At 42.1% G+C, this 25,644-nt stretch carries 23 protein-coding genes and 1 rRNA gene; 14 read left to right on the forward strand and 10 right to left on the reverse strand.

Translation table 11 applies throughout. The annotated features are described in order from the left end of the window. Window positions 1-12 precede the first annotated feature (12 nt). The 7 genes from aroB (at window position 13) to O7C57_RS19765 (ending at window position 6,673) form a co-directional block, all read left to right on the forward strand. Window positions 13-1,101, forward strand: a complete 1,089-nt coding sequence (gene aroB / locus O7C57_RS19735; protein ID WP_154621848.1) for a 3-dehydroquinate synthase — start codon at window positions 13-15, stop codon at window positions 1,099-1,101. A 327-nt stretch (window positions 1,102-1,428) separates the two neighbouring features. Further along, entirely contained in the window at window positions 1,429-2,337 is a 909-nt protein-coding gene (locus tag O7C57_RS19740; protein WP_196713941.1) for an SPOR domain-containing protein, read from the forward strand. 80 nt (window positions 2,338-2,417) lie between these two features. Continuing rightward, the gene (gene dam / locus O7C57_RS19745) at window positions 2,418-3,302 is read left to right on the forward strand and encodes an adenine-specific DNA-methyltransferase (protein WP_269723476.1); all 885 of its coding nucleotides are present in this window, start codon (window positions 2,418-2,420) and stop codon (window positions 3,300-3,302) included. Window positions 3,303-3,336: 34 nt separating this feature from the next. Then, window positions 3,337-4,011 (forward strand): ribulose-phosphate 3-epimerase, encoded by a 675-nt coding sequence (gene rpe / locus O7C57_RS19750; RefSeq protein WP_154621851.1) that lies wholly within the window; start codon window positions 3,337-3,339, stop codon window positions 4,009-4,011. Next, window positions 4,008-4,700, forward strand: coding sequence for a phosphoglycolate phosphatase (locus O7C57_RS19755; RefSeq protein WP_154621852.1), 693 nt, complete (start codon window positions 4,008-4,010; stop codon window positions 4,698-4,700). Before rpe ends, O7C57_RS19755 begins: the two co-directional genes overlap by 4 nt. 19 nt (window positions 4,701-4,719) lie before the next feature. Continuing rightward, complete coding sequence (gene trpS / locus O7C57_RS19760) at window positions 4,720-5,763, forward strand: tryptophan--tRNA ligase (protein ID WP_196713943.1); 1,044 nt, start codon at window positions 4,720-4,722, stop codon at window positions 5,761-5,763. A 172-nt stretch (window positions 5,764-5,935) separates the two neighbouring features. Continuing rightward, window positions 5,936-6,673 carry a 3-oxoacyl-ACP reductase family protein gene (locus O7C57_RS19765; protein WP_163860467.1) on the forward strand — a complete coding sequence of 246 codons (738 nt, stop codon included), beginning with the start codon at window positions 5,936-5,938 and terminating at the stop codon, window positions 6,671-6,673. A gap of 57 nt (window positions 6,674-6,730) precedes the next feature. Here the strand turns inward: O7C57_RS19765 and O7C57_RS19770 are convergent, their stop codons facing one another. From O7C57_RS19770 to O7C57_RS19780, 3 genes are all read right to left on the reverse strand, one after another. Next, the gene (locus O7C57_RS19770) at window positions 6,731-7,912 is read right to left on the reverse strand and encodes a lactate oxidase (RefSeq protein WP_425476437.1); all 1,182 of its coding nucleotides are present in this window, start codon (window positions 7,910-7,912) and stop codon (window positions 6,731-6,733) included. A 48-nt stretch (window positions 7,913-7,960) separates the two neighbouring features. After that, on the reverse strand, window positions 7,961-8,527 hold the full coding sequence (locus tag O7C57_RS19775; protein WP_154621856.1) for a YceI family protein: 567 nt from the start codon (window positions 8,525-8,527) through the stop codon (window positions 7,961-7,963). Window positions 8,528-8,623: 96 nt separating this feature from the next. Then, on the reverse strand, window positions 8,624-9,301 hold the full coding sequence (locus O7C57_RS19780) for a hydrolase (RefSeq protein WP_004916074.1): 678 nt from the start codon (window positions 9,299-9,301) through the stop codon (window positions 8,624-8,626). Between the two features lie 266 nt (window positions 9,302-9,567). Between O7C57_RS19780 and O7C57_RS19785 the strand changes: the two genes are divergently transcribed. Beyond that, the gene (locus O7C57_RS19785) at window positions 9,568-10,437 is read left to right on the forward strand and encodes a pirin family protein (protein ID WP_269723478.1); all 870 of its coding nucleotides are present in this window, start codon (window positions 9,568-9,570) and stop codon (window positions 10,435-10,437) included. A 56-nt stretch (window positions 10,438-10,493) separates the two neighbouring features. On the opposite strand, the gene O7C57_RS19790 is transcribed toward O7C57_RS19785, so the two are convergent. After that, window positions 10,494-11,405: a LysR substrate-binding domain-containing protein gene (locus O7C57_RS19790; RefSeq protein WP_154621858.1), complete on the reverse strand. Its 912-nt coding sequence runs from the start codon at window positions 11,403-11,405 to the stop codon at window positions 10,494-10,496. 186 nt (window positions 11,406-11,591) lie between these two features. Here O7C57_RS19790 and O7C57_RS19795 point away from each other — a divergent pair, with 186 nt between their 5' ends. Further along, a complete protein-coding gene (locus O7C57_RS19795; RefSeq protein WP_269723479.1) occupies window positions 11,592-13,274 on the forward strand; it encodes an ABC transporter ATP-binding protein in 1,683 nt (560 codons plus the stop codon). Continuing rightward, window positions 13,271-14,902: an ATP-binding cassette domain-containing protein gene (locus tag O7C57_RS19800; RefSeq protein ID WP_251464828.1), complete on the forward strand. Its 1,632-nt coding sequence runs from the start codon at window positions 13,271-13,273 to the stop codon at window positions 14,900-14,902. Before O7C57_RS19795 ends, O7C57_RS19800 begins: the two co-directional genes overlap by 4 nt. A 5-nt stretch (window positions 14,903-14,907) precedes the next feature. On the opposite strand, the gene yiiM is transcribed toward O7C57_RS19800, so the two are convergent. The 4 genes from yiiM to sodA all read right to left on the reverse strand — a co-directional run bounded on the left by yiiM (window position 14,908) and on the right by sodA (window position 19,684). Then, on the reverse strand, window positions 14,908-15,588 hold the full coding sequence (yiiM, locus tag O7C57_RS19805) for a 6-hydroxyaminopurine reductase (RefSeq protein WP_269723480.1): 681 nt from the start codon (window positions 15,586-15,588) through the stop codon (window positions 14,908-14,910). Window positions 15,589-15,655: 67 nt separating this feature from the next. Beyond that, entirely contained in the window at window positions 15,656-17,125 is a 1,470-nt protein-coding gene (locus O7C57_RS19810; RefSeq protein WP_251464827.1) for a DnaJ domain-containing protein, read from the reverse strand. After that, window positions 17,125-18,822 carry an Hsp70 family protein gene (locus O7C57_RS19815; protein ID WP_154621867.1) on the reverse strand — a complete coding sequence of 566 codons (1,698 nt, stop codon included), beginning with the start codon at window positions 18,820-18,822 and terminating at the stop codon, window positions 17,125-17,127. The genes O7C57_RS19810 and O7C57_RS19815 overlap by 1 nt, the downstream gene beginning before the upstream one ends. Window positions 18,823-19,057: 235 nt before the next feature. Next, window positions 19,058-19,684 (reverse strand): superoxide dismutase [Mn], encoded by a 627-nt coding sequence (gene sodA / locus O7C57_RS19820; RefSeq protein WP_154621863.1) that lies wholly within the window; start codon window positions 19,682-19,684, stop codon window positions 19,058-19,060. Window positions 19,685-20,107: 423 nt separating this feature from the next. Here sodA and acs point away from each other — a divergent pair, with 423 nt between their 5' ends. From acs to actP, 3 genes are all read left to right on the forward strand, one after another. Then, entirely contained in the window at window positions 20,108-22,063 is a 1,956-nt protein-coding gene (gene acs / locus O7C57_RS19825; RefSeq protein ID WP_154621864.1) for an acetate--CoA ligase, read from the forward strand. 67 nt (window positions 22,064-22,130) lie between these two features. Next, window positions 22,131-22,442, forward strand: coding sequence for a DUF485 domain-containing protein (locus O7C57_RS19830; protein WP_154621865.1), 312 nt, complete (start codon window positions 22,131-22,133; stop codon window positions 22,440-22,442). Beyond that, window positions 22,439-24,088, forward strand: a complete 1,650-nt coding sequence (gene actP / locus O7C57_RS19835; RefSeq protein ID WP_154621866.1) for a cation/acetate symporter ActP — start codon at window positions 22,439-22,441, stop codon at window positions 24,086-24,088. The genes O7C57_RS19830 and actP overlap by 4 nt, the downstream gene beginning before the upstream one ends. A gap of 120 nt (window positions 24,089-24,208) precedes the next feature. On the opposite strand, the gene O7C57_RS19840 is transcribed toward actP, so the two are convergent. Further along, window positions 24,209-24,637: a hypothetical protein gene (locus O7C57_RS19840; RefSeq protein ID WP_154635690.1), complete on the reverse strand. Its 429-nt coding sequence runs from the start codon at window positions 24,635-24,637 to the stop codon at window positions 24,209-24,211. A gap of 646 nt (window positions 24,638-25,283) precedes the next feature. On the opposite strand from O7C57_RS19840, the gene O7C57_RS19845 reads away from it, so the two are divergent. Then, window positions 25,284-25,427 (forward strand): hypothetical protein, encoded by a 144-nt coding sequence (locus O7C57_RS19845; protein WP_163860460.1) that lies wholly within the window; start codon window positions 25,284-25,286, stop codon window positions 25,425-25,427. A 67-nt stretch (window positions 25,428-25,494) separates the two neighbouring features. On the opposite strand, the gene rrf is transcribed toward O7C57_RS19845, so the two are convergent. Next, window positions 25,495-25,610 (reverse strand): 5S ribosomal RNA (gene rrf, locus O7C57_RS19850). Window positions 25,611-25,644 lie beyond the last annotated feature (34 nt).

Below are 25,644 nucleotides of genomic sequence, written 5' to 3' on the forward strand. Positions count from 1 at the left end.
AGGTAAAGCAAGATGGAAAAAATCACTGTTACGTTGGATGAACGTAGTTATCCAATCACTATTGCCCCTGGTCTTTACAACCAACCAGATGCTTTTTGGCCTCTTAAAGCAGGTCAACGAGCCATGGTCGTGACCAACGAAACACTTGCGCCCATCTATCTCGATAAAGTCACGCAAGCCCTTAAAGCAATAGGAGTAACAGTCGATTCCATCGTTCTACCTGATGGTGAACAATACAAATCGTTGTTCATTATGAACGATGTATTCACTGCATTACTTGAAAAACACCATAATCGCGATACCACCCTCATTGCTCTTGGTGGGGGAGTTATCGGTGACCTAACAGGTTTCGCTGCGGCAAGCTATCAGCGTGGTGTACGCTTTATTCAAGTCCCCACGACGTTACTGTCACAAGTTGACTCTTCCGTTGGTGGTAAGACTGCGGTTAACCATCCATTAGGTAAAAATATGATCGGGGCATTTTATCAACCCGCCTCTGTCATCATTGACCTTGATTGTTTAAAAACGCTACCAAAGAGAGAGTTTGCCTCTGGTCTCGCCGAGGTCATCAAATATGGCATCATTCTTGATGGTGAGTTTTTTAGCTGGTTAGAAGAAAATATCGATGCCTTGATGGCATTAGATAACCAAACAATGGCTTACTGCATTCGTCGTTGTTGTGAATTAAAAGCGCAAGTGGTCGCTGCTGATGAAAAAGAAACCAGCGGGTTAAGGGCATTACTTAACCTCGGTCATACTTTTGGCCACGCCATTGAAGCACATATGGGCTATGGTGTCTGGCTGCATGGTGAAGCCGTTGCTGCGGGTATGGTCATGGCAGCGAAAACAGCAGAACGCATAGGGACATTCACAGCGCAACAAACACAGCGCATCATTACGCTGTTAGAACGTGCACAATTACCCGTTACCGGCCCAGAGCAAATGCAACCCGATGACTATTTACCTCACATGCTAAGAGATAAAAAAGTCATGGGCGGAAAATTGCATTTGATCTTACCAACCACCATCGGACATGCAGAAATGCGTTCAGATGTTGAAACACAAGTCGTTCAAGATGCAATATCTTCCTGTTTACCCTAAGACCTGAATCGCCTTTGAGCAATTATCAACCAGAAGCATTTTAAAACCAGCCAGATAACCTGAGGTTTTAAAATGTTTCTGGCAGATATGTCTTAAAGTCGTTAAATTATACGCTATGTCTAAAGTTTCAGGTTACAACATTCACTTAAACACTTAGACTTTTAGACATGTCATGTCCATGTCGTATTTATCGTATGCAAACGATATGGCAAGTATAAAACTATCCTTTGCAACATTGCGGGTATACACTATTTACTCGTTAAGAGGCCGTAATGAAAAGAGAAATTTTATCTCGATCACAAGGCAATTTTTATTCGGGAGGGCAAAATGGACGAATTTAAACCAGATAATCAGCCTCAAGCACAGAATGATCTGCGGCCTGATGCATCCGACCGTCCAACTGGTCGTAGCCGCCCATCACCAGCAGCAAAACCCAAATTAACACTATCACGTCAGCATATCATGATCGGTGTTGGTGTTTTAGTTTTGTTATTACTGATTATCGCCATTAGCTCAGCCTTAAAGGCGCCAACGGAGCATGAAAGACAGCAAGCGACGACGTCCTCATCGAATGAGCGTAACATCGATTTATCAGGTTCCTCGTCGCTCAGTGCTAATCAGGGTCAACAAGGACAAACACAAGAAATTAATGTCCCCTCTGTGAACCCAACCCCAACACAGGGTACTCAGCAGCAACCACAAAATGGTTATGGTGAACGAATTGAGATCCCAGGTGATGTTGCCGATGCTTTGAATCAAGGACAAACACTTAATCAAGGCGCCCAAAATACACCTGCACAGAATATCGCACCACCACCAGTGGTTCAGACGCCACCTGCATCAAAACCACAAACTACGCCGGTGAAACCTGAGAAACCACAGACAAAACCTGTAGAAACCAAACAACCTGTTCAGACTAAGCAGCCAGCAAAAACCACAACAGCAAATAACGCTCAAAGTGGTAATTTAATGTCTGCTCCAGCAGGTAACTATACATTACAGTTAAGCAGTGCAAGCCGCTCAGATACATTAGAAGCTTTCGCTAAACAACATAAACTCAATAACTATAAAGTTTATAAAACAATCCGTAATGGGCAAACTTGGTATGTTCTGATCCACGGAAACTATCGTTCTGTTAATGAAGCTAAAAGCGCTATTGCGACTTTACCAGCAGAAGTTCAAGCGAAAAAACCATGGGTTAGAAATATGAAGCAAGTTCAACAGGATCAAAAATAACAACGTTTTATCGCGGGCGCATTATGCTGTCCTGACAGAGTTCCTAATACGACTCTAAACGTTTGTAATAATAAGACGGCATGAAAAAAACACGCGCTTTTTTGAAATGGGCTGGCGGTAAATACCCTCTAGTGGAAGATATTAAAAAACATCTTCCACAGGGTGATTGCTTGATCGAGCCCTTTGTAGGGGCAGGCTCTGTTTTTCTAAACACCAGCTATGACACTTATGTCCTAGCGGATATCAACAGTGACCTAATTAATCTCTACAATACGGTAAAATACCGGACTGACTCTTTTATCGGGGAAGTTCGTCAGATCTTTACGCCTGAATTTAATACTGCTGAGCAGTACTATCTGAAGCGTGAAGAATTTAACCAATCTACAGACCCTATCAAACGTAGTGTATTATTTTTATATCTGAATCGTCATTGCTACAATGGTCTATGCCGTTACAATTCACGTGGTGAATTTAACGTTCCATTTGGCCGTTATAAAAAGCCTTACTTTCCAGAAGAAGAGCTACTGTGGTTTGCCGAAAAGGCTCAAAAAGCCACCTTTGTCACTCAACACTACGAAAGTACACTCTTGTCGGCACCATCAGGTTCCGTGGTTTACTGTGACCCACCGTATGCCCCATTGTCTGAAACAGCAAACTTTACGGCATACCACACCAATGCATTCAGTGCGCAAGAACAACAAAATCTTGCTCGCCTAGCGCATTATTTGTCTTCAGATCGCAAAATTCCGGTTCTGATTTCAAATCATGACACGCCAGCAACCAGAGAGTGGTATCATCAGGCTAAATTACATATAGTCAAAGTGCGTCGAACAATCAGTCGAAACATACTTAATCGTAATAAAGTCAATGAACTATTGGCATTATATAATGAAGAACCCGCACTAAAATTGCCAAAAAAAACGGATAAGACAAACACCAAACGCCTTTCGTCCGGCGTGGAATGACTCTCGGGTAACATTTAAATAATCGGAGACAATAATGAAAGATTTTCTCATTGCCCCATCTATTTTATCTGCAGATTTTGCCCGTTTAGGCGAAGATACCGCAAAAGTACTGGCAGCTGGTGCAGATATTGTGCACTTTGATGTTATGGATAACCACTATGTTCCTAACCTCACTTTCGGCGCACCGATTTGTAAAGCTCTGCGTGATTACGGTATCACCGCTCCGATTGATGTTCACTTGATGGTTAAACCTGTCGACAGAATTATTCCTGATTTTGCCAAAGCTGGCGCAAACCACATCAGTTTTCATGTGGAAGCCAGTGAGCACGTCGATAGAACACTGCAACTGATTAAAGAGCACGGCTGTACCGCGGGTTTGGTTTTCAACCCAGCAACACCATTGAGCCACCTAGAGTATGTGATGGATAAAGTAGACATGATCCTACTCATGTCGGTAAACCCAGGATTTGGTGGTCAATCTTTTATCCCTCATACACTAACTAAATTGCGCCAAGTCCGTAAAATGATTGATGAAAGCGGTTATGATATTCGCTTGGAAATCGATGGTGGCGTGAAAATTGATAATATTGCCGAAATTGCTGCTGCGGGTGCCGACACCTTTGTTGCAGGCTCTGCAATTTTTGGTCAACCCGATTACAAAGCCGTCATTGATCAAATGCGTAAGGAATTACAAAAGGTATCTCAATGACACAACCGCGTTTAGAAAATATCAAAGCCATCGCGTTTGATTTAGATGGTACTCTCGTTGACAGCGCTGCTGGGCTGTCAGAAGCGTTAGACCTCGCCCTAGAAGAACAAGGCTTTCCACCCGCTGGAAAAGAGCGTGTTTCAATTTGGGTAGGTAACGGCGCTGACATCATGATTGACCGCGCCTTAACCTGGGCGGGAGCAACGATAACTCCCAAGCTCCACAGCGCCACTCGCGAAAGCTTCGATAAATTCTATGCAACTTCTGTCACAACAGGCAGCGAGTTATTTCCTGAAGTCAAAGCAACACTGGAAAAACTCGCTCAGCACGGCTTACCGATGGCTATTGTGACCAATAAACCAACCCCATTTATCGCCCCTTTACTGAAGAAGTTAGCCATTGATAGCTATTTTTCTCTGGTTCTTGGCGGTGATGATGTGAAAGAAAAAAAACCACACCCAGCTCCACTGTACCTGACCATGGGCAAGCTGGGTTTACGTAAAGAGGAATTGCTTTTTGTCGGTGATTCCCGTAATGATATTATTGCCGCAAAAAGCGCACAATGCCCTAGCGTTGGCTTAACTTATGGTTATAACTACGGTGAATCCATCGCACTGAGCGAACCTGACTGTGTATTAACACACTTTTCAGATATCCTGCCTACTATCGGTTTATCTGACACAAAATAATTAAAGGATATAACAAGCAATGAGTGAACCCACTGAAAAACAAAAGCAAACCCAAAAACCTATCGTATTCAGCGGCGCGCAGCCTTCCGGTGAATTGACCATCGGTAACTACATGGGTGCGCTACGTCAGTGGGTACAAATGCAAGATGATTACGACTGCATCTATTGTATCGTTGACCAACATGCCATTACAGTACGCCAAGATCCAGACGAGCTCCGTAAAAGAACACTCGATACATTAGCACTCTATCTTGCTTGCGGCATCGACCATCAAAAAAGCACTATTTTTGTCCAATCTCATGTTCCACAACATGCACAACTCAGCTGGGCACTGAACTGCTACACCTATTTCGGCGAATTAAGCCGTATGACTCAGTTTAAAGACAAATCAGCGCGCCATTCAGAGAACATCAACGCGGGTCTGTTTGATTACCCAGTATTAATGGTGGCCGATATCCTGCTATATCAAACCAACAAGGTTCCTGTTGGGATTGACCAAAAACAGCATCTTGAATTGAGCCGCGATGTCGCTCAGCGTTTTAACGCGATTTATGGTGATATCTTCACTGTTCCAGATCCGTTTATTCCAACAGGTGGCGGCGCTCGAGTAATGGCATTACAAGATCCAACGAAGAAAATGTCTAAGTCGGATGAAAACCGCAATAACCTGATCGCTCTACTCGAAGATCCAAAAGGTGCTGCGAAGAAAATTAAGCGCGCAATGACCGATTCAGAAGAGCCACCTCGTGTTATTTATGATATCGAAAATAAACCTGGGGTCTCAAACCTGCTAGATATTCTGTCAGGCATTACAGGTAAAAGTATTCCTGAACTTGAAACTGAATTTGCAGGCCAGATGTACGGTCATCTAAAAGGTGCGGTTGCTGAAGCGGTAGCAGGTATGTTGACAACCCTGCAAGAGCGTTACCACCACTTCCGTAATGATGAAGCTTTGCTCAACAAAATTATGGATGAAGGTGCAACCAAAGCAGCAGCACGTGCCCAAGAAACATTGGATAAAGTGTATCAAGCGATTGGTTTTGTAAAACGCCCTCAACTGTAATAAAAATATGCCCTTGCCTTTTCTAAGGTAAGGGCTTTTCATTTAAGCATTCATTCTCCCCTTCACCTTCAATTATTTTCAATAACTTCATCGATTTATCACTCTGGTGTCTTGCTGCTTTTCTCAGTCAAATACCTCATTCATGAATATGTGATTACGTTAAGGTGAGTCTATGTTATTCAAAAATAAATCTGCTTTTGTTCAAGGTGGGTCGAGAGGTATCGGTGCTGCTATCGTCAAACAATTTGCTCAAGCGGGTGCCAGTGTCGCTTTTACCTACGCCTCTTCTGCTGATAAAGCTGAAGCTTTAGTGGCCGAGATTGAACACTTTTCAGGTAATGTGTTGGCAATCAAAGCAAATAGTGCTCATGAAAAAGAAATAAAAGCCGCCATCACACAAGCTGCCAGCACTTTTGGTAGCCTTGATATCTTAGTTAACAACGTTGGTATTTTAGAACTCGGCACGTTGGATAGTTTGTCATTAGAAGCGTTCGATCGTTCCTATTATCTCAATGTTCGTAGCCTGTTTATTGCTAGCCAAGCAGCATTAGAAGTGATGAATAATAATGGGCGTATCATTCATATTGGTAGCATTAACGCACAAAGGATGCCCTTTGAAGGCGGTAGTGCTTATGCAATGAGTAAAGCAGCTATCGTAGGACTGACTAAAGGGATGGCGCGTGATGTCGCTAGTCGAGGTATTACTGTGAATAATATCCAGCCAGGTCCTGTCAACACAGACATGAATCCCGAACAAGGGGAGTTTGCAGAGAGTCTAAAACAGATCATGGCGTTAAAACGTTATGCCAGCGCCGACGAAATCGCAAGTTTTGTCACCTATTTAGCTAGCCCAGCTGCGGCTTATATCACGGGGGCAAATTTAAATATTGATGGTGGATTTAGCATCTAATGGTCTTCACTGTATAAAAAGACGGGGGTTATCTCCCGTCTTTTTACTTAATGAATTTTATTGAAAATCTTTATCGGTATAAAGCGTCGTTACTTTTACACTTTCAATATTTTTCGTACCACCCAACATCATATTAATGGATAACTCTTTATTCAGTTGCTGAATAACGGAATTCACCCCTTCTGCACCGCCTAAATTTAACCCATATAAAATTGGGCGACCAATCGCGACAACATCAGCACCACTTGCTAACGCTTTAAACACATGAGAACCACGGCGAACACCACTATCAAAAACGATAGGAACACGTTTGTTTACCACTTTTGCAATGGAAGGTAGAACATCAAAAGAAGCAGGGCCACTATCTAGTTGTCGTCCACCATGATTGGATACCCAAATCGCATCTGCCCCCGCCTTAATCACTCTATCTGCATCTTCAGGTGACTGGATCCCTTTCACTATAACAGGTAAGCCAGATAGTTTTTTCACATAAGCAATATCTGCTGGCGTAAAGGCTTGTTTCGCTTGAGCATAAATTTCACTGATCCCTGCCCCTTTACCTGTTTTCGAACCATCATCATTTTGTTTAGCAAACAGCTCTAAGTTGGCAAAGCCAAGTGGAAATTGGAAGTTATTGCGAATATCATCTTCGCGATACCCACCAACAGGCGAATCCACCGTTAAAATAATCGCTTTGGCACCACTCTCTTTCGCACGTTTCAAGGTAAATTCATTAAACGCATTATTCTTGCTCATATAAAGTTGGAAGAAAAAGGGGCTTTCTCCTGAAACTTCGGCAACTTCTTCAATAGTTTTATTACCATAAGTACTTAGTGAAAAAATTGACCCTGCTTGCGCCATCCCTCTGGCAGTCGCAATTTCACCATCTTGATGAGCTAAACCTTGAGCGGCCATCGGGGCTTGGATAATCGGCGTTTTTAAATCAATTCCTAAAAATTGGGTTGATAAGTCAATATCTTTGATTTCAATACCTTGCATTACTCTTGGCATGATATACTTTCTATCAAAGCTACGGGTATTTTTATCCAGATTCAGCTCATCTTCCGCACCACCTCGAATATAGCCAAAAGCCCCTTTTTCCATGTTTTTTGCAACTTGGTCTTCTAACTCATCTAAGTTGATAATTTTAATCGGGCCTTCTTTAATACTCGCTTGATAATCCACAGCTTGTGCAGCGCCAACGGATAAAGCCAAAGCCACTATCGCCGATGACATCATCGCGATGGGGTGTTTTTTTACTCTCTGTAACATACTCCACCTTTCAATTTATTGTTTGATGGCTTCCGCTTGTATTTTTATCACCACCTCTTTTGCCATTCCCTCTTTTGCAAGGAAATCGACTCCCCATTTTGTACGGTCAATGGTCGTTTCAAAGTCACCACCACAAACATCTGCTTTAAAAATAGGACTGAAATAACAACCGAATTTGGTGGTTTTCAATTGAACGGGATGAGACTGTCCTTTCATGGTTAAAATGCCATCAATCGAAACCGGTTTATTATCCGCAAAGTTCCATCTAGTTGATTTAAACTCGATGGTTGGGTATTTCTCTACTTCTAACATATCAGCGCTCTTAATATGGTTATCAAACGCTGTTAGACCGGTATTTAATGTCTCCGTTGGAATTTTGACATTAATGCTTCCCATGTTTTTTTCTGGGGAATAGCTCATATCACCACTAATGTTGTAGAAACCACCACTATTCGTGGATGTATTAAAGTGATCAATATAAAAAACGGCTTTAGTATGGGTTGGATCTAACTGATAATTTGCTGCCTGAGCAGTGCCTACGACAAATAGTGAAGCCAGTAATGGCAATACACATTTTTTCATTGAGTACATCCTAATTATTCGTTTTATTTGAATTAATAAAGATAGGTAGCCTCTACTTTCGTAAAGGCTACTGAGCATTCGAGTGAGAAACTCGGCTTAGCGTTCTGAATCTAATTGTTCATTGTTTTTCAAAACGTCTTGAGCTTTCATATAGCTTTCAATGAGCAATTGATATGCAGGAAAAATTTGCGTGTAAGCTTGTGCCCATTCTGCCGCATCTTCGCGATTCCACGTTTTCTGAATTTCAGATGCAACTGCGGCTGTATCCATAGGGACAACACCAGCTTGAACCATGCGTGCTAAAGTAATTTCTTGTGCCATTTTGCTATAAGTACCAGATGCATCAATGACGACAAACACTTGGTAACCATCTGCCACTGCACTAATCGCTGGGAAAGCCATGCAAACACTGGTTATCGTGCCCGCGATAATCAGCTGTTTTTTACCCGTTGCTTTCACTGCTTCAACAAATTCAGGGTTATCCCATGCGTTAATTTCACCGCGACGAGCAATATATTGTGCGTGCGGCGCATTTTGGTGAATTTCAGGGATCAGAGGGCCATTAGGACCTTGTGGGACAGAAGCTGTTGTGATGACAGGCATTTTTGCTAATGAGGCTATTTTTGCAAGAACAGCAGCGCGTGCACGCAGCTCTGTCATTGGCATATCACCAACGGTTTGGAATAAACCGCTTTGGTGATCTATCAATAACATTACTGCATCATCTGGATTAATAACAGGACGCTGCCCATTGAAGTTTGCTGGATTACTCATAATGAAACCTCTTAATCAATAAAATAATGAAATGCTTTTAAACGAGAAATAGAACAAGCGCTGCCCCGCTCTCTTGTTATTTACATTAATTCATCGGTTTTTTGTTGAGTAGTCCGGTTTTTAGTAAACACTGTTCTAAAAATAGGATAATAAAAGTCTGATTTATTGTTCTAATAATGAAACAATGAAACCTACTTTTACCACTACTGATCACGAAATCGTGCCCCTATGATAAATACATCAGAATCTATTTTAGGAGTATGACCATGAAAAAGATCATTGGTATTTATAACGCACCGCGCAGCCATTGGGTTGGAGATGGCTTCCCCGTTCGTTCATTGTTTAGCTATAACAATCACGGGAAATATCTCAACCCATTTCTTTTACTTGATAGAGCAGGACCTTTTACATTTCCAAGTTCAGATGCTGAAAACCGTGGTGTTGGAGAACATCCACACAAGGGTTTCGAAACGGTGACTATCGTCTATGATGGTGAGGTTGCACATCATGACTCGACAGGTGAAGGGGGAGTGATTGGTCCTGGAGACGTACAGTGGATGACAGCGGCATCTGGTATTTTGCACCAAGAGTACCAATCCGATGACTTTATGAAAAACGGGGGCACCCTAGATATGGTGCAGCTGTGGGTCAATTTACCGGCTAAAGATAAATTGGCGACCCCAGGATACCAGCTGTTAAAAAGTAGCCATATTCCCAATGTTGTTTTACCTAATGATGCCGGTATCTTACGTGTTATTGCCGGTGATTATTTAGGGAATCAAGGTTCTGCTCGCACGTTTACTCCTCTGGATGTTTGGGATTTGACGCTGAAAAAAGGCAAAACCTTCGGACTACAAACCAAAACAGGCCGTCATGTTGGCCTAGTCATGTTGCATGGTTCACTCATTATTGATGGCCACACAAGTTTAAACGAAGGGGAGCTAATTATCCTCGATGATAGTGATAGCAATATTATCATGGAAGCCACTGAAGAAGCGGTGGTGCTCTTCTTAAGCGGTGAACCTATTGATGAGCCGGTTGTTGGCTATGGTCCATTTGTGATGAATAGCGATAAAGAGATCATTGAAGCAGTTAATGACTTTAATAATGGTAAATTTGGGCGTATACATCAATAACGTTTATCACTCCCCAATGGCATCACCATTGGGGAGTTCTTTTTTACCATAATGAATTATGACGATTTCACCGTTGGTGAAATATTCTCAGCCAAATAATTTAATAACAGTTGAACAGATGGCAATAAACCTTTTCTTGATGGATAAACTGCATGAATAATATCTTCAGGAAAACGCCATTCAGGTAAGATCTCAATCAATGCTCCTGAACTTAGGTCTTTTTCCACCACGCCATAAGGCAATCGAGCAATACCAATTCCCTTTAATGCGGCTTTATACAAGGTCAAAATATCTGTTGTCGCTAATTTGGGAATAAAATGCTGCGTGAAGCTTAAATCATCACTGTTTTTCAGAGTCATCGTATAATTTTGCGAATGCTCGGAATTTGCCAATATTGGATAATTCACTAACTCTTCGGGTTGTTGCAGAGGCTCTTCTCCCTTAAATAACAACGGGCTAGCAACCAAAATACGTCGTGAATAACCGAGTACTTTCATCATTAAACCTGAATCATCTAATGGCAACGAACGCACACGCAGCGCGACATCTAGTCCTTCACTGATCACATCAACAGGTCGATTAACCGCTAAGATCTGTACATCGATATCCGGATACTTCACCATAAAATCAACTAATAGATCTTGCAGATACACTTGTAGTAAGGCAACAGGACAAGACAACTTAATGATCCCTTTTGGGTCGGTTTGGACAGAGCAAATCAGCTCCTCAGCGATTTTCGCTTCATCGACCACATTTTTACATTGCTGATAAAAGGTTTGGCCGATTTCAGTCACATGGAACTGACGAGTGGAACGGTAAATTAAGGAAACATTGAGTTTTTTCTCAAGGTCAGCAATACGGCGGCTAAGCTTGGATTTTGGGATACCCAATGCGAGGCCTGCTTGAGAGAATCCACCGTGTTCTATCACTTTGACATAATAATAGAGGTCATTTAAATCATACCGCATTGCCATTCCCTTTTTATTCCAGTCCTATTTATCTTACTGAAAAACGCAAATAAGTCTGCTGAATTTAATCACGTTTTCTTCTCGATAAAGCCCGTTATCCAAACAAATAGTCTCGGCATCGAAACAACTCATCACCTGTTAAACAAAGAAATCCATTAAAGTAGCGAATTAGCAATGGAGGTTTCTATGTACCGCGCACTTTGGGCATTGCTACGCCCTTATCGTTTCACTCTAACATTTGCTCTCATTTTACAGGCCATCGCAGGTATTAGCTCCCTGATCCCTTGGCTTGCAATTAGCCAAGTTGCCTTATCCCCTGTTGAACAAAGAAATACTTGGGTCATTATCGCATTGATTAGTGGGATTTTATGGCTCGTTTGTCAAACAGTTGCCTTATACCTAACCCATCAAACGGATAACCAATTATGCTATCAATTGAGGCTAAAAATACTGGATAAACTTCATCGACTTCCTTTAAGTGAATTCGTGTATTCAGGCAAAGAAGGGATCCAAAAAATGGTGGATCGCGATGTGCGCTTGCTTCATCAACTCACCGCCCACGCGCCAGCCGATTCGGCTCAATTGTTGGTGGTTCCAATAACAGCAACACTGGTCTTATTATGGACCAATTGGGCATTAATGATTTTTTGCCTACTTCCTTTAATCATCACCATTTACCTGTTCCGCCAGCTACGCTCATCACGTTATCAATCGCTATTCACAGCTCGTAACCAAACGATGGGGGATTTATATGCTCAATATGCGGAGTTTGCCGACAACCCATTACTTGCCAGGCAGTATCCAAACCGCGCCATTCAACGGGCTGTGACACAAACGCTTTCCGCCTTTCTAATGGCTTTTAACCACTGGGTCAACAAAATCGGTGCATTCAGTTCGCTAACCCAAATAGGCATGAGCACCACATTACTGACGTTATGGGTGATTATTGGCGCGTTTGTCGTGCCGACATCGGTATCACTGCCGCAAATGGTGTTATTTATTCTTTTGATGCATAGTATTACTGCGCCAATTGCAGCCATGGGTCATGGTGCCGATGCCCTCAACCATGCGGTCGCAGCTTCAGAGCGTATTCGCCATTTTCTTGAGCAACCAGACATGCAGTATGGTGATAAATCACTGCAAGGAGTGCCTTGTTCCATCTATATTCACGATGTTGATTATTGTGTACAGAATAAAACGTTACTCTCTAACCTTAACTTGACCATTCAGCCGGGTCAGCTTATCGCTATTGTAGGTGCATCGGGAGCAGGGAAAAGTACACTTTTACAATTGATGGCGCGATTCCTCGACCCAACTCGTGGCGAATTATACTTTGATACAACGCCTCTCCCTCAATTCTCATTAGCGGGGTTAAACCAGCAAGTATCTATCGTGATGCAAAATACTCAACCGATGCCGTATTCGCTCAAAGAAAATCTACAGTTATTTGCACCCGATGCAACAGACGTAGAAATCACTGACTACCTTGAAAAATTAAATCTGCTAACGCGGTTTCAGCAATTACCAAAGGGGCTAGACAGTTTAGTTGGTCATGATATCACCTTATCAGGCGGTGAAGCTCAACGTTTAGCCATTGCTCGTGTGCTGCTCTCTAAAGCCCCTATTCTGTTGTTTGATGAGCCAACATCGGCATTAGATCCGCAAAATGCCGAACTCTTTTTCCAGCTATTAAGCCAAGACCCGCGTACTCGCATCTTGATCACTCATGATCTGGCCTCCTTATGTCATGCAGATACGGTGATCTTATTGGAAGAAGGGCAAATTATTGCTCAAGGCACACATCAACAACTCTCTGAACATACTCCCCAATATCAACAGCTACTACATGCATTGGAGGAAACAGCATGATCCGTATGTTCTTAAATACCGTCCGCAGTGCGCTATTATGGATGGTATTCGCTGCTATCTTAGACGGTATTAGCGGACTGCTACTCGTTCCTGTGATCATCAATTGGGGATCCGGTGATATCCGTGCGCTGGTTTGGCTTTTGGTCAGTAGCTTAGCTTCATTAACCGTTGTTTTTATCGCCACTCAGAAAGGCTACCTTGCGGGTGGCATCGTTATGCGCTCGCTTACCTCTGCTTTAATACGCCATCTACCTGTCTCATTAAAACCAATTCCGAGTGCAACAAGTTTAGTTTCAGGGCCAGTCTCCCATGCAATGTCCATCCCAGCCCACTTATTACATCCTATCATTAGCGGAATTGTTACCCCTTTGACCGTGATCTTGGGGGCATGGATTCTGAATTTTTGGCTAGGGGGCATCCTGTTAATGATCGGCTTTATGCTATTCATTGTTTTACGTTTTTCTGCCAAACAGGTGTCATTCTCTGAAAAGCAAGTATCTGTCTCACAGCAGAATGTCATTGATAAATTAGATCACTTTGCCACACACCAACCGTTGTTTCGTAGAGCAGGTATCAGCCAACAGCAACAACAGAGTCTAGAACTGAGTTTGGCTCAGCAATATCAGACACAAAAAGAACTTCAGCGTCGTAGCTTGCCTTTTCATTTACTGTTTTCATTCGCTATTCAAGTATCCTTTATCGGTTTATTCGCATTAGGCTTATTGGCTGTCAATCATGGAACACTCACACTCTCTATGTGGTTAGCTGCCATGTTGTTATTAGCACGTTTTATTGAGCCACTCTGGTTGCTTTCCCATTTAGACCAAGCCTTACGCCAAGCTAAAAAATCCCTCAATCAGATTGCTCAAGCATTGGAAACACCTGAGCTTCATTTTGTGCGTTCATCACCAATACCAACTGACAATAGCGTGAGTTGTCATGCCTTGTCTCAGCGCACAGCGGAGGGTAAAACGCGATTAAAGCCGCTAGATTTAACGTTAAAAGCCAATACATTTACGGCTATTGTAGGGGCATCTGGTGCAGGAAAAAGTACTTTGTTGCATCTTTTGGCGCGCTTGCAAGACCCTTCACAAGGCGAAGTCCGGTATGGTAATCAAAATATAGCGCTACTATCACAAGAAGCACTTTGTCGTAAGCGAGGAATATTATTTCAAGATAACCGATTATTTAAAGGCAGCTTACGACAAAATTTAGCGGTTCATTCAGACGAGATTGATGACACATCAATGATTGCGATGCTTCAACAACTCAATATCGATGCAGACCACGCTTTACTCGATGCGGATGTCGGTGCAGGAGGACAACGATTCTCTGGTGGGCAACGACAGCGTTTATGCATTGCGAGGCTACTATTAAGTCGTCCTGATATTATTTTGATGGATGAGCCAACCGCCAGCCTTGATTACATCAATACGGCTTCTGTGATTGAGCAGCTACTCAGAGCCAAACAACAGACACGTATTGTGGTCACTCACCAACCGATGCTAGCCAGCCAAGCGGATCATATTGTTGTGATGGCTTCTGGTGAAATCATTGACCAAGGAACACACGCGGAATTATTCGCCCGTGAGCCTTGGTATCAACAATTTATCGGCGGCCACCTCTAAGCATATTAGCCACGCTTGCCAAATAAGCGATGGCTAAATGCCTCAATTCGACGATGCTCAAGCCTATTTTGCATCGTCAGACTCCAACTTGCAGACAACCCTGCGGCGCCAAGCAAACGCTGATATAGCTCTTCATCAAAGGGGGCATGAAAAGCGATCATAATCGCTTCTTGAACAGAAACATCGCTGTTACGACTTAAGAGCGTTATTGGTGTTGCGGTACTGATTGTTCCCGTTTTTATCACTCGGTACAACCAACCACAACGACCATTTTCTTGCATTCTTTGAGCAAAATTTTCAACGCCGGTAAGACCGTTAAGCTTGTAACATGGCGATCGAGGTTGCGTCACTTGAATACGAGCATCACCCCAAGCATAAATATCGCCAATAAAGACATTCTCTTCCGTCATTCCTTGGGTTGAAATATTTTCACCAAACGCTGGCGGAGTGAAAAGAGACTCTAGCTCAGGGTAAGCATTAGTCCAAAATGGGTAGTGCTCTGCCGGATAATGACATAGTGCGCGATCAGGGCCACCATGAAAGCGTTTTTCAGCTTGCTCATCCCCCTCAAGCCCTAATTGCCCCAAGGATAACAAACCATCCACTTGACGCTTATGGATAGCACTCTGACCACACTCTCGTGTCGCTTTGACTTCGCCAATATAGACTTGAGGATGAATTTGCATCGATATCACACCTTAATAATGGCTTTAAATTCAGTAGAACAACAATTATTAGGCGAGATATAGGCTGTTACCCTACCTTGAAAAACTCAGTATAGAACGCCAATATCTCAAACATTGTTTTATAACAAATAATATAGAGAACCACTAACCAAACCAATGAAAACCATGAAAACTTAAACCACTGTAGCAGTGACCATGGGCTAACCAATAGACGATACATCATCATACTTGGTCTGCGTAAAGCGGGCTGATCTCTCGGCCATGCATACCATAAAAGCCCCATAAGGATAAAAATGACCATGGCTTGCGCACCTTGTGCAGGCCCTATATTTAAACCGACTATCAATTCGCGAGCAATACCAAAGAAGGTGATAACAAAGATGGCTAGCACCCCCAAGCTAATCAAAAAGTCACTCATGAGGAAGAGAGTAAATCCCTTTTTTGATCTCGCATGAAACCAAAACATAATATAATCACTAAAAAATAAGTAATATATCATGACCACAGTGACTGCGAGCGTGATGCCTACACTCACGTCGGGTTTAGCGCCTATCACATTTAATAGTAGCCCCCAAAATACACATAAAAAGATACCACGCCAATTGAGCGCTATTCGCCGTTGTTTAATAAATGATAATACCGCGGGATTAAACTTTTCTTTTAACTCAGGATACTCATTCGTCAGCTGAGACACCTGCTGCTCTATCTGCGGAATGAGCTCGGGTATCAAACGGACTTTAAAAGAGACTTTCTCACTTTGACTCGTCAGTATACGCATGGATTCGGCAACCACATAATCGCCATGAACAGCATCAACCTGACACTGTTTCCATGCCCGAGCCACCTCGGTTTGGCGTAGCTGTTCAGTTAATGCGTTTTGAATATAAAACGGAATAATTTGCTCTGAGTTATATTCATCCAGCCGCCAGCCTAATAGAGACGAAACATGTTCCACAATGGCTTCGGTTAAACCTTCTTGCGCTGATAATGCCCATGCAAAATCTTGATGAAATCGCTGCTGTGTTTGCAAACTGCCTTTTTGAGAGACATTTTCCCACAATTCGACTAATTCACGTTTTGCGGCTTTTTCATCAATAATAAACAGCTTCGCAAGCCAATCAATTAACTCTTGGGTATAAGGTATTTCAACAACAGGTAATTCATTGACCGATGGTTGATCGTCATCTAACAATCTATCTGAAAATGGATAAGTCATCCGAATTTCAGGCTGTTCTAGCAGTTGTTGTTCATCATCATTAACCGCGTCTTCATTAACTGATTCTTGATATAAGAGGCTTTCTAAATGAGGCACATCAATGTCTATATTCGCCTGCTCTTTCGCATATTCATCAGCGATAGATTCATCATCAATAGCGTAAGCGGCATATCTTTTTGCCTCCTCAAAAGCTTCACGTAATTGTTGATACTCTTCAGGGTGGCTATCGGGTCGATATTTTTTTACCTGCCGTGCATAAGCACGACGAATTTCCTTTTCATCGTTTGTTTGCTCAATCCCCAATGTTTGCCAAATACTCATTAATGCGAGTCTCCCTCATAACGACTCAAAAATTGTTCCACTTGCTGACGAATAGCGGCGATACGGCGTAAATCTTGGCTATCAAGAGCCCTTTCAAACTCCGTCGTTACTTGATCCATCCAATAACGATCTTCACCCAGCAAAAATTCATACAACCGAGCACAGCGTGACAATAGTATGCGATTCTCTTTTCTATCTCGTGGGTGCTGTTTTAAATCTGCGATTTTTAATAAGCTTTGTTCGATTTGTTGTTCACTCATTTGCCCCGGCACTTTCTCTATCAATAACCGAAATACCTCGGGGTTACCTTGATAACGACACTCAACTTCGAGTAATCCATCAACGGTATAGGTAAATCGGACATCAATATCCACTTCTCCGGCAGGCTTCTGAGGGATATCAATCGTCATTTCACCCAAAAAGACGTTATCTTGGACACGACGCGCTTCCCCTTGATAAATCTTTAATAGAATAATTTTTTGGTTATCTTCAACCGTGCTAACGGTTTGCATCTTGCTCACAGGTAAGAAGGTATTTCGCTCAATTAAAGGTAAAAAATAACCTGACTCATAATAGGCTCCATTTCTTTTTGACGTTTCAATACCCAAAGAAAATGGCATCACATCGGTTAAAATAACATCATCAAGAGCGGTATCAGCCATCACCATACCTGCTTGAACTCCCGCCCCCAACGCAACTGCTTCATCAGGATTGAGGTCATGACGAGGAAAACGACCAAATAGACGAGCGACAGTTTGTCGGATCAGAGGCATGCGGGTTGCACCTCCCACGAGCAAAATATCATCGAGGTCATTAAGGGTGAAACGTGAATCATGCAAGGCTTGTAAGATAGGTTGCTGTAAACGAGTTAATAATGACTGACAACATGTCGTTAGCATTTGCTCCGTCATCGTCCAATGCCAATCTTGTTCATTCCAACGTAAAGAGACGGAGGCTTCTCCGCCTTTGCTCAGCGCTATTTTTAATGCTTCGGCTTGTTCAAGTAAGGGAGCGCGTATCTCAGCTTGGACTTCTTTAAGGGCGGGATGCTGTTTTAACATCCATTGATAAATTTCTTCACTGAAATCATCTCCGCCTAGTCGAACATCACCACTACTCGCACAGACTTCAATCACACCTTCAAACATATCAATGATTGAAACATCAAACGTGCCACCACCGAGGTCAAATGTGAGATATTTATGTTCTTTATTTTCAAGAAGACCAAAAGCAAGGGATGCCGCAGTAGGCTCATTCAATAACCTTAAAACATTGAGCCCAGCCAATTGTCCTGCTGTTTTCACTGCACGTCGTTGCACATCATTAAAATAGGCAGGAACCGTAATCACCGCATCCTTAACGGCATAGCCAAGCCAAGCTTCAACATCTTCTTTTAATTGACGTAGCAATAATGCAGAGAGCTCTTCGGCTCGAAAAGTTTGAGTGCCTAGTGATAATTCCGCGTTAGTGCCCATAAAGCGTTTAAAACTGGCTTGAGTGAGATGGGGATGGCTTTGCAAACGTTTCTGAGCTGATTTACCGACCAATATCTGTTCATTATCATCAAGGCCGATAACTGACGGAGTCAAAACATCGCCTTGCTTATTCGGTATTAAAACGGCTCTTCCCTCAATCCACAAACTGACAGCACTATTACTCGTACCGAGGTCTATTCCCATTACCATATCATTCGCCATTTCATTTCCTTTATGTTCTTTATTTATCATTATCCGCCATTCACTTTATAGACACCAGATGAAATAGAATATCAATATATTAGCCGTATTGATGAGACTGATTATGAATAAAACAAAAAAAATTAAAACGAGACAATACTGAGATTGGTAGGGAAAAGAAGAGGCTAAAAAACAAAAAGGCGCAGCCCTTAAAATAAAGAGCTACGCCAGATAAGTTGTGAATCAAATAAGTAAATTATTTGGTTTTCTCAGCGAAGCGTTTAGCCGCTTCATCCCAGTTCACTACAGACCAAAATGCTTTGATGTAGTCAGGGCGACGGTTTTGGAATTTCAGGTAATAAGCGTGTTCCCATACATCCAGACCAATGATTGGGTAGCCTGAAGTACCAGAAATGGCTTCACCCATCAGAGGGCTATCTTGGTTAGCGGTAGAAACGATAGCCAGTTTGCCGTCATCTTTCAGTACTAGCCATGCCCAACCGGAACCGAAACGAGAAGCAGCTGCTTTTTCAAACTGCTCTTTGAATGCATCAACACTACCAAAATCACGCTCAATAGCCGCTTTCAGCTCGCCACCAAGCTCAGTACCTAATTTCAGGCCTTTCCAGAACAAAGTATGGTTTGAGTGCCCACCAGCATTGTTGCGAACAAAAGTACGTTGATCAGCAGGAACTTTATCCAATTGTTGGATCAGATCGTCGATGTCTAAGTTAGCGAGTTCCGGTAATTTTTCTAACGCAGCATTAGTGTTGTTCACATACGTTTGATGATGCTTAGTATGATGGATTTCCATGGTTTGCTTATCAAAATGTGGTTCCAACGCATCATAAGCATAAGGTAAAGCAGGTAATGTATAGCTCATTGTATTTGTCTCCAGTGACTTGTTGACATATACCTCTATATCTCTCACTCAGTACCAAGACACATAGGGTATACACTTCATAAACTTCACACCTTGTGAATCAATCTTAATTATAGTTATTTTACTGTTAATGAAAATCATTATCAAACCCATGATGTTTATATGGTCTTTCTCATCAACTATCATTGGTGATTTATTTAGCAACTAATACCAATATCACCCTACTTTGTTTTTCTTTAATTTTACCTTTTCACATATAATTAGATGATTAATCCAATTGGCGATTTCGCATCAAATGATAATCCTGTTAAATTCATTACAATTAATACGTGATCTCCCACTCAAAAGAAAAACAAATTTATATTTCCTGCTTTAGTTAACCATTTTTTGACATAGTATTAACATCTGCAAGGAGATAAAAATATGACTCAAATAACTAAGCATCCCGTTCCTGCTGAAATTGCAGAAAATGCCCTGATAAACGAGCAACAGTACAACAATGAGTATCAACTCTCTATTCAAGACCCAGAAAAGTTTTGGGGAGAGAAAGGGAAGGTTGTTGATTGGATTAAGCCGTATACCCGAGTAAAAAACACCTCCTTCGATCCTGGCCATATCAGCATTCGCTGGTTTGAAGATGGCACCCTTAACTTAAGCGCTAACTGTTTAGATCGCCATCTGGCAGATAAAGGCGATCAGACCGCCATCATTTGGGAGGGTGATGACCCCTCCCAATCAAAAAATATCACTTATCGAGAACTGCATCATGATGTAAGTCAGTTCGCTAATGTGTTGAAACAGCAAGGTATTCGTAAAGGCGATGTGGTCGCGATTTACATGCCGATGGTCGTTGAAGCCGCAGTCGCCATGCTCGCTTGTGCTCGCATTGGTGCAATTCATACGGTTATTTTTGCAGGCTTCTCCCCAGAAGCGGTATCAGGCCGTGTTATCGACTGTAAGGCAAAACTCATCATTACAGCGGATGAAGGCTTACGTGCTGGTCGCGCTATACCGCTGAAGAAAAACGTTGACGATGCATTAACCAATCCAAACGTCACAACCGTTGAAAACGTGATTGTCTACCGTCGTACCGGAAATGTACCGAGTTGGGTAGAAGGGCGTGATCTATGGTGGCATGACGTAACGAAAGGTGTCAGTGCAGACTGTCCACCTGAAGAAATGAATGCCGAAGACCCGCTATTTATTCTGTATACCTCGGGTTCAACAGGTAAACCTAAAGGGGTTCTGCATACAACAGGCGGCTATTTAGTCTATGCAACACTGACGTTTAAATATACTTTCGACTATCACCCTGGTGAGGTTTATTGGTGTACTGCCGATGTAGGTTGGGTAACAGGCCATAGCTACCTGCTATATGGTCCATTATCTAATGGTGCAAAAACCTTGATGTTTGAAGGTGTACCTAACTACCCTGCTGTAAACCGTATGAGCCAAGTAGTTGATAAACACAGCGTTAATATTCTTTATACTGCTCCAACCGCTATCCGTGCTCTCATGGCTGAAGGCGATAAAGCTATTGAAGGCACTCATCGTCGTTCATTGCGTATCCTTGGGTCTGTAGGCGAACCTATCAACCCAGAAGCTTGGGAATGGTTCTATAAGAAAATTGGTGATAGCCGCTGTCCAATCGTTGATACATGGTGGCAGACCGAAACGGGTGGCTTTATGATCACTCCGCTTCCGGGTGCAACAATGCTAAAACCTGGCTCAGCAACATTACCATTCTTTGGTGTTCGTCCTGCTCTTGTCGATAACCTAGGAGAACCGCTAGAAGGTGCGACAGAAGGTAACCTAGTTATTGTTGACTCATGGCCTGGTCAGGCTCGTACCTTATATGGTGACCATGAGCGCTTTGAACAAACCTATTTTTCAACGTTTAAAGGTATGTATTTTAGTGGTGATGGGGCTCGTCGAGATGAAGACGGCTATTTCTGGATCACCGGTCGTGTAGATGATGTATTGAATATTTCTGGTCACCGCTTAGGTACCGCTGAAATTGAATCGGCATTAGTCGCACACCCGAAAATTGCAGAAGCTGCCGTTGTCGGCATCCCACATAACATTAAGGGGCAAGCGATCTACGCTTATGTCACCTTAATTTCAGGGGAAGAACCTTCACCAGAGCTGTATACCGAAGTCCGTAACTGGGTACGTAAAGAAATCGGCCCAATCGCGACGCCAGATGTTCTACACTGGACGGATTCGCTTCCGAAAACCCGCTCCGGTAAGATCATGCGCCGTATCCTACGTAAAATCGCATCCGGTGATACCAGTAACTTAGGAGATACCTCCACACTGGCAGATCCAGGTGTTGTCGAAAAACTACTCGAAGAAAAACAATCAATGAGTATGTCATAAGCCTGAGGGTCGCCTTTATGGCGACCTTACATACATTCCAATAAGACGATAACAGAGGAGAACTCTGATGAATGCTACTGCTTATCAAGAGGTAGAGAATAACCCTCGTTTTAAAGAATTGGTAAGGAAACGTGGTCGATTTTCATGGTTGTTGTCAGCTATCACACTAATATTGTATGTCGGTTTTATCTTTCTTATTGCATTTAACCCAAGTTGGCTTGGAACACCTATCACTGAAGGCTCTTATATCACGCGAGGTATACCTGTTGGTGTAGGGCTCATCGTCATCTCTTTCCTGTTAACTGGCCTATATGTTATTCGGGCAAATGGTGAATATGACCGCTTAACGGCTGAAATCCTAAAAGAGGTGCAAAAATGATAAAAATTATTCCCCTTATCCTACTTTTTGCCTCTTCAGCCGCATTCTCAGATGCGCTGACAGGCGATGTTGAGCGACAGCCTGTGAATATCCAAGCCATTATCATGTTCTTGTTATTCGTTGGATTCACCCTCTATATCACTTATTGGGCATCAAAAAGAACTCGCTCTCGTTCGGATTACTATACTGCTGGCGGTAAAATTACCGGTTTCCAAAATGGTATGGCTATCGCGGGTGACTTTATGTCCGCCGCATCCTTCTTAGGCATTTCTGCGCTTGTGTATACCTCAGGCTATGATGGATTAATCTATTCCATCGGTTTCTTAATCGGTTGGCCAATTATTCTGTTTCTCATTGCTGAGCGCTTACGTAACCTCGGTCGTTATACTTTTGCTGACGTAGCCTCATATCGACTAAAACAAAGACCAATACGGATTTTATCTGCTGTCGGTTCACTGGTCGTTGTTGCACTTTACCTTATTGCTCAGATGGTTGGTGCAGGAAAACTGATTGAACTATTGTTTGGTTTAAATTACCACATTGCCGTCGTTATTGTCGGGATCTTAATGGTGCTATACGTTCTGTTTGGCGGGATGCTTGCCACAACATGGGTGCAAATTATCAAGGCAATCCTATTATTATCAGGCGCAACATTCATGGCTATCATGGTTATGAAACATGTTGGCTTTAATTTCAACACGCTATTTAAAGAAGCGGTAGAAATACATGGTAATGGCCTTTCTATTATGAGCCCAGGGGGATTAGTCTCTGATCCTATATCTGCGTTATCACTTGGCTTAGCATTGATGTTCGGTACAGCGGGCCTTCCTCATATCATCATGCGTTTCTTTACGGTCAGCGATGCAAAAGAAGCACGTAAGAGTGTTTTCTATGCTACTGGTTTTATTGGTTACTTCTATATTTTAACCTTTATTATCGGCTTCGGTGCGATTGTACTTGTCAGTGCAAACCCTGAATTTAAAGATGCAGCAGGTAAACTGATCGGCGGCACCAATATGGCGGCAGTACACCTTGCAAACGCTGTTGGAGGAAACTTCTTTCTCGGCTTTATTTCCGCCGTCGCATTTGCCACCATATTAGCCGTTGTAGCAGGATTAACTCTTGCTGGCGCCTCTGCCGTTTCACATGACCTTTACGCAATGGCAATAAAAAATGGTAAAGCGAATGAAAAAGATGAGCTACGTGTCTCTAAAATCACTGTCGTCATTTTAGGGTTTGTCGCTATCGGCTTAGGTATTTTATTCGAGAATCAAAATATCGCCTTCATGGTAGGACTCGCATTCTCTATCGCGGCAAGCTGTAATTTCCCGATTATTCTACTTTCCATGTATTGGAAAAACTTAACGACACGTGGAGCCTTAGCGGGTGGATGGCTTGGCCTACTGACAGCGGTTATATTGATGATTTTAGGGCCGACAATTTGGGTCAGCATCCTACATCATGAAAAACCAGTTTATCCTTATGAATACCCTGCATTTTTCTCTATGATCGTTGCATTTGTCGCTTCATGGCTATTCTCTGTAACTGATAACTCAGAACAAGGAAAAATGGAAAAAGAACGTTTCAGAGAGCAATTTGTTCGTTCACAAATTGGTTTAGGTATCGAACAAGGTAAATCACACTAACGATATAGAAACCCAATACCCTAGAAAGATAGACAATAAGCAAAGCGGCTCATAATGAGCCGCTTTTTTATCAGCTAGCTAAATTTTATAACGTGGCGTATTGTCGTTAAAAATAATTAGTTACTTAGAATAAGTGGCTTTTTCTATTTGAACCCATTCACTCACTTGTTCAAGAAAATTAGCAGGATTATTTTTTGATTCTATTTTTAAATTTTCAAACTCATTTTTATTATTCGGAATATACATTGATAATAGATTACCTAATACGGTTTTTTTATTAGCAAATTTACGGCCAATCTTAAACGTCTTATACAACATAGCTGCCAAAGCAGCGCTGATAGCCAAAATTCCAACTATAGAGACTAAACTATAATCAATGTGTAGCAATTTACGTAGTTCATTGAGCAACAAAAAGGGCGTAAAAAACATAACAAGTAAAGATAGAATAACTGCACCATCCTGCCCATTATTAAACTCATGCTCTTTTTGCTTACTAACAGCCACAATATGGCTGAATATCTGGCTATTGGCTGATCTTATATTTTTCATTTTTCCCACCTTAATAAATGAGAACATATTGTGCGTAGTAAAAATCTTTCGTAACACCGAGTTAAGTTACTTATTAGTAGTATATATTTAACTTTTTGCAACATCAATTTAACATTAGTTATCTATTTTTATAGGGTATTATCTTTAAATTAAAGAAAGAATAAGAGCAGCAAGCAGAAATGTCATAAGATCAATAAACTGGATGACTTTTACTTTATGAGTTGATTTTATTGATATTATTAGTTGTCGTATTTTAATAAAAAATGCAGAAAAAAACGCTTTAAACGACTGATTCATTCTTTAAATTAATTAATTTTCAAAAATTTAATTGTTAAAGTGTTAAAACTTACTTATAGATCGCTAAATTATTATCGATACTCAATAAATATTCGTCTCCTTCTATTATGGTCAGAATAATAAAAAACCATCCTTAACAAGAATGAGCTAAAGGTCGTCAATGACCTCTACCGCTATTTGACAGCCTCTGAGGCCAGAGCTTATAAGCTAGCGAGTTATTTACCTATAAGTTGATGAGATGGATATCGAGTACTCAGTATGATAAAGCGATCTAAACCATGATGTTATTTAGATACCGATTGCGATTCATAAAAATAAACACCAGTCATCCTATAAAATAGTATCAACCATGAAAATAAGTCGAATAGTGAGCCATTCCTTTATCTCTACTCAATGTATTGGCTATCAATATGCGGTTCGCTGGTGCAGGATTGGTGAGGAAGTACCGGGGATGGGGTTGGTGTTTGGTGGTGACAGTAAGGCAGAAGGATGATAAAACGGTATCACATCCCCCAAACGCAAAAAAGCCACCCATCGGGTGGCTTTCTCACTAATTTGATGTCTGGCAGTTCCCTACTCTCACATGGGGAGACCCCACACTACCATCGGCGCTACGGCGTTTCACTGCTGAGTTCGGCATGGGGTCAGGTGGGACCACCGCGCTATTGCCGCCAGACAAATTCGATTTTCGTTCCCGTCGGCTTGCACCA

This window comes from Providencia sp. 21OH12SH02B-Prov (assembly GCF_027362595.1).
Lineage (GTDB): Bacteria > Pseudomonadota > Gammaproteobacteria > Enterobacterales > Enterobacteriaceae > Providencia > Providencia zhejiangensis.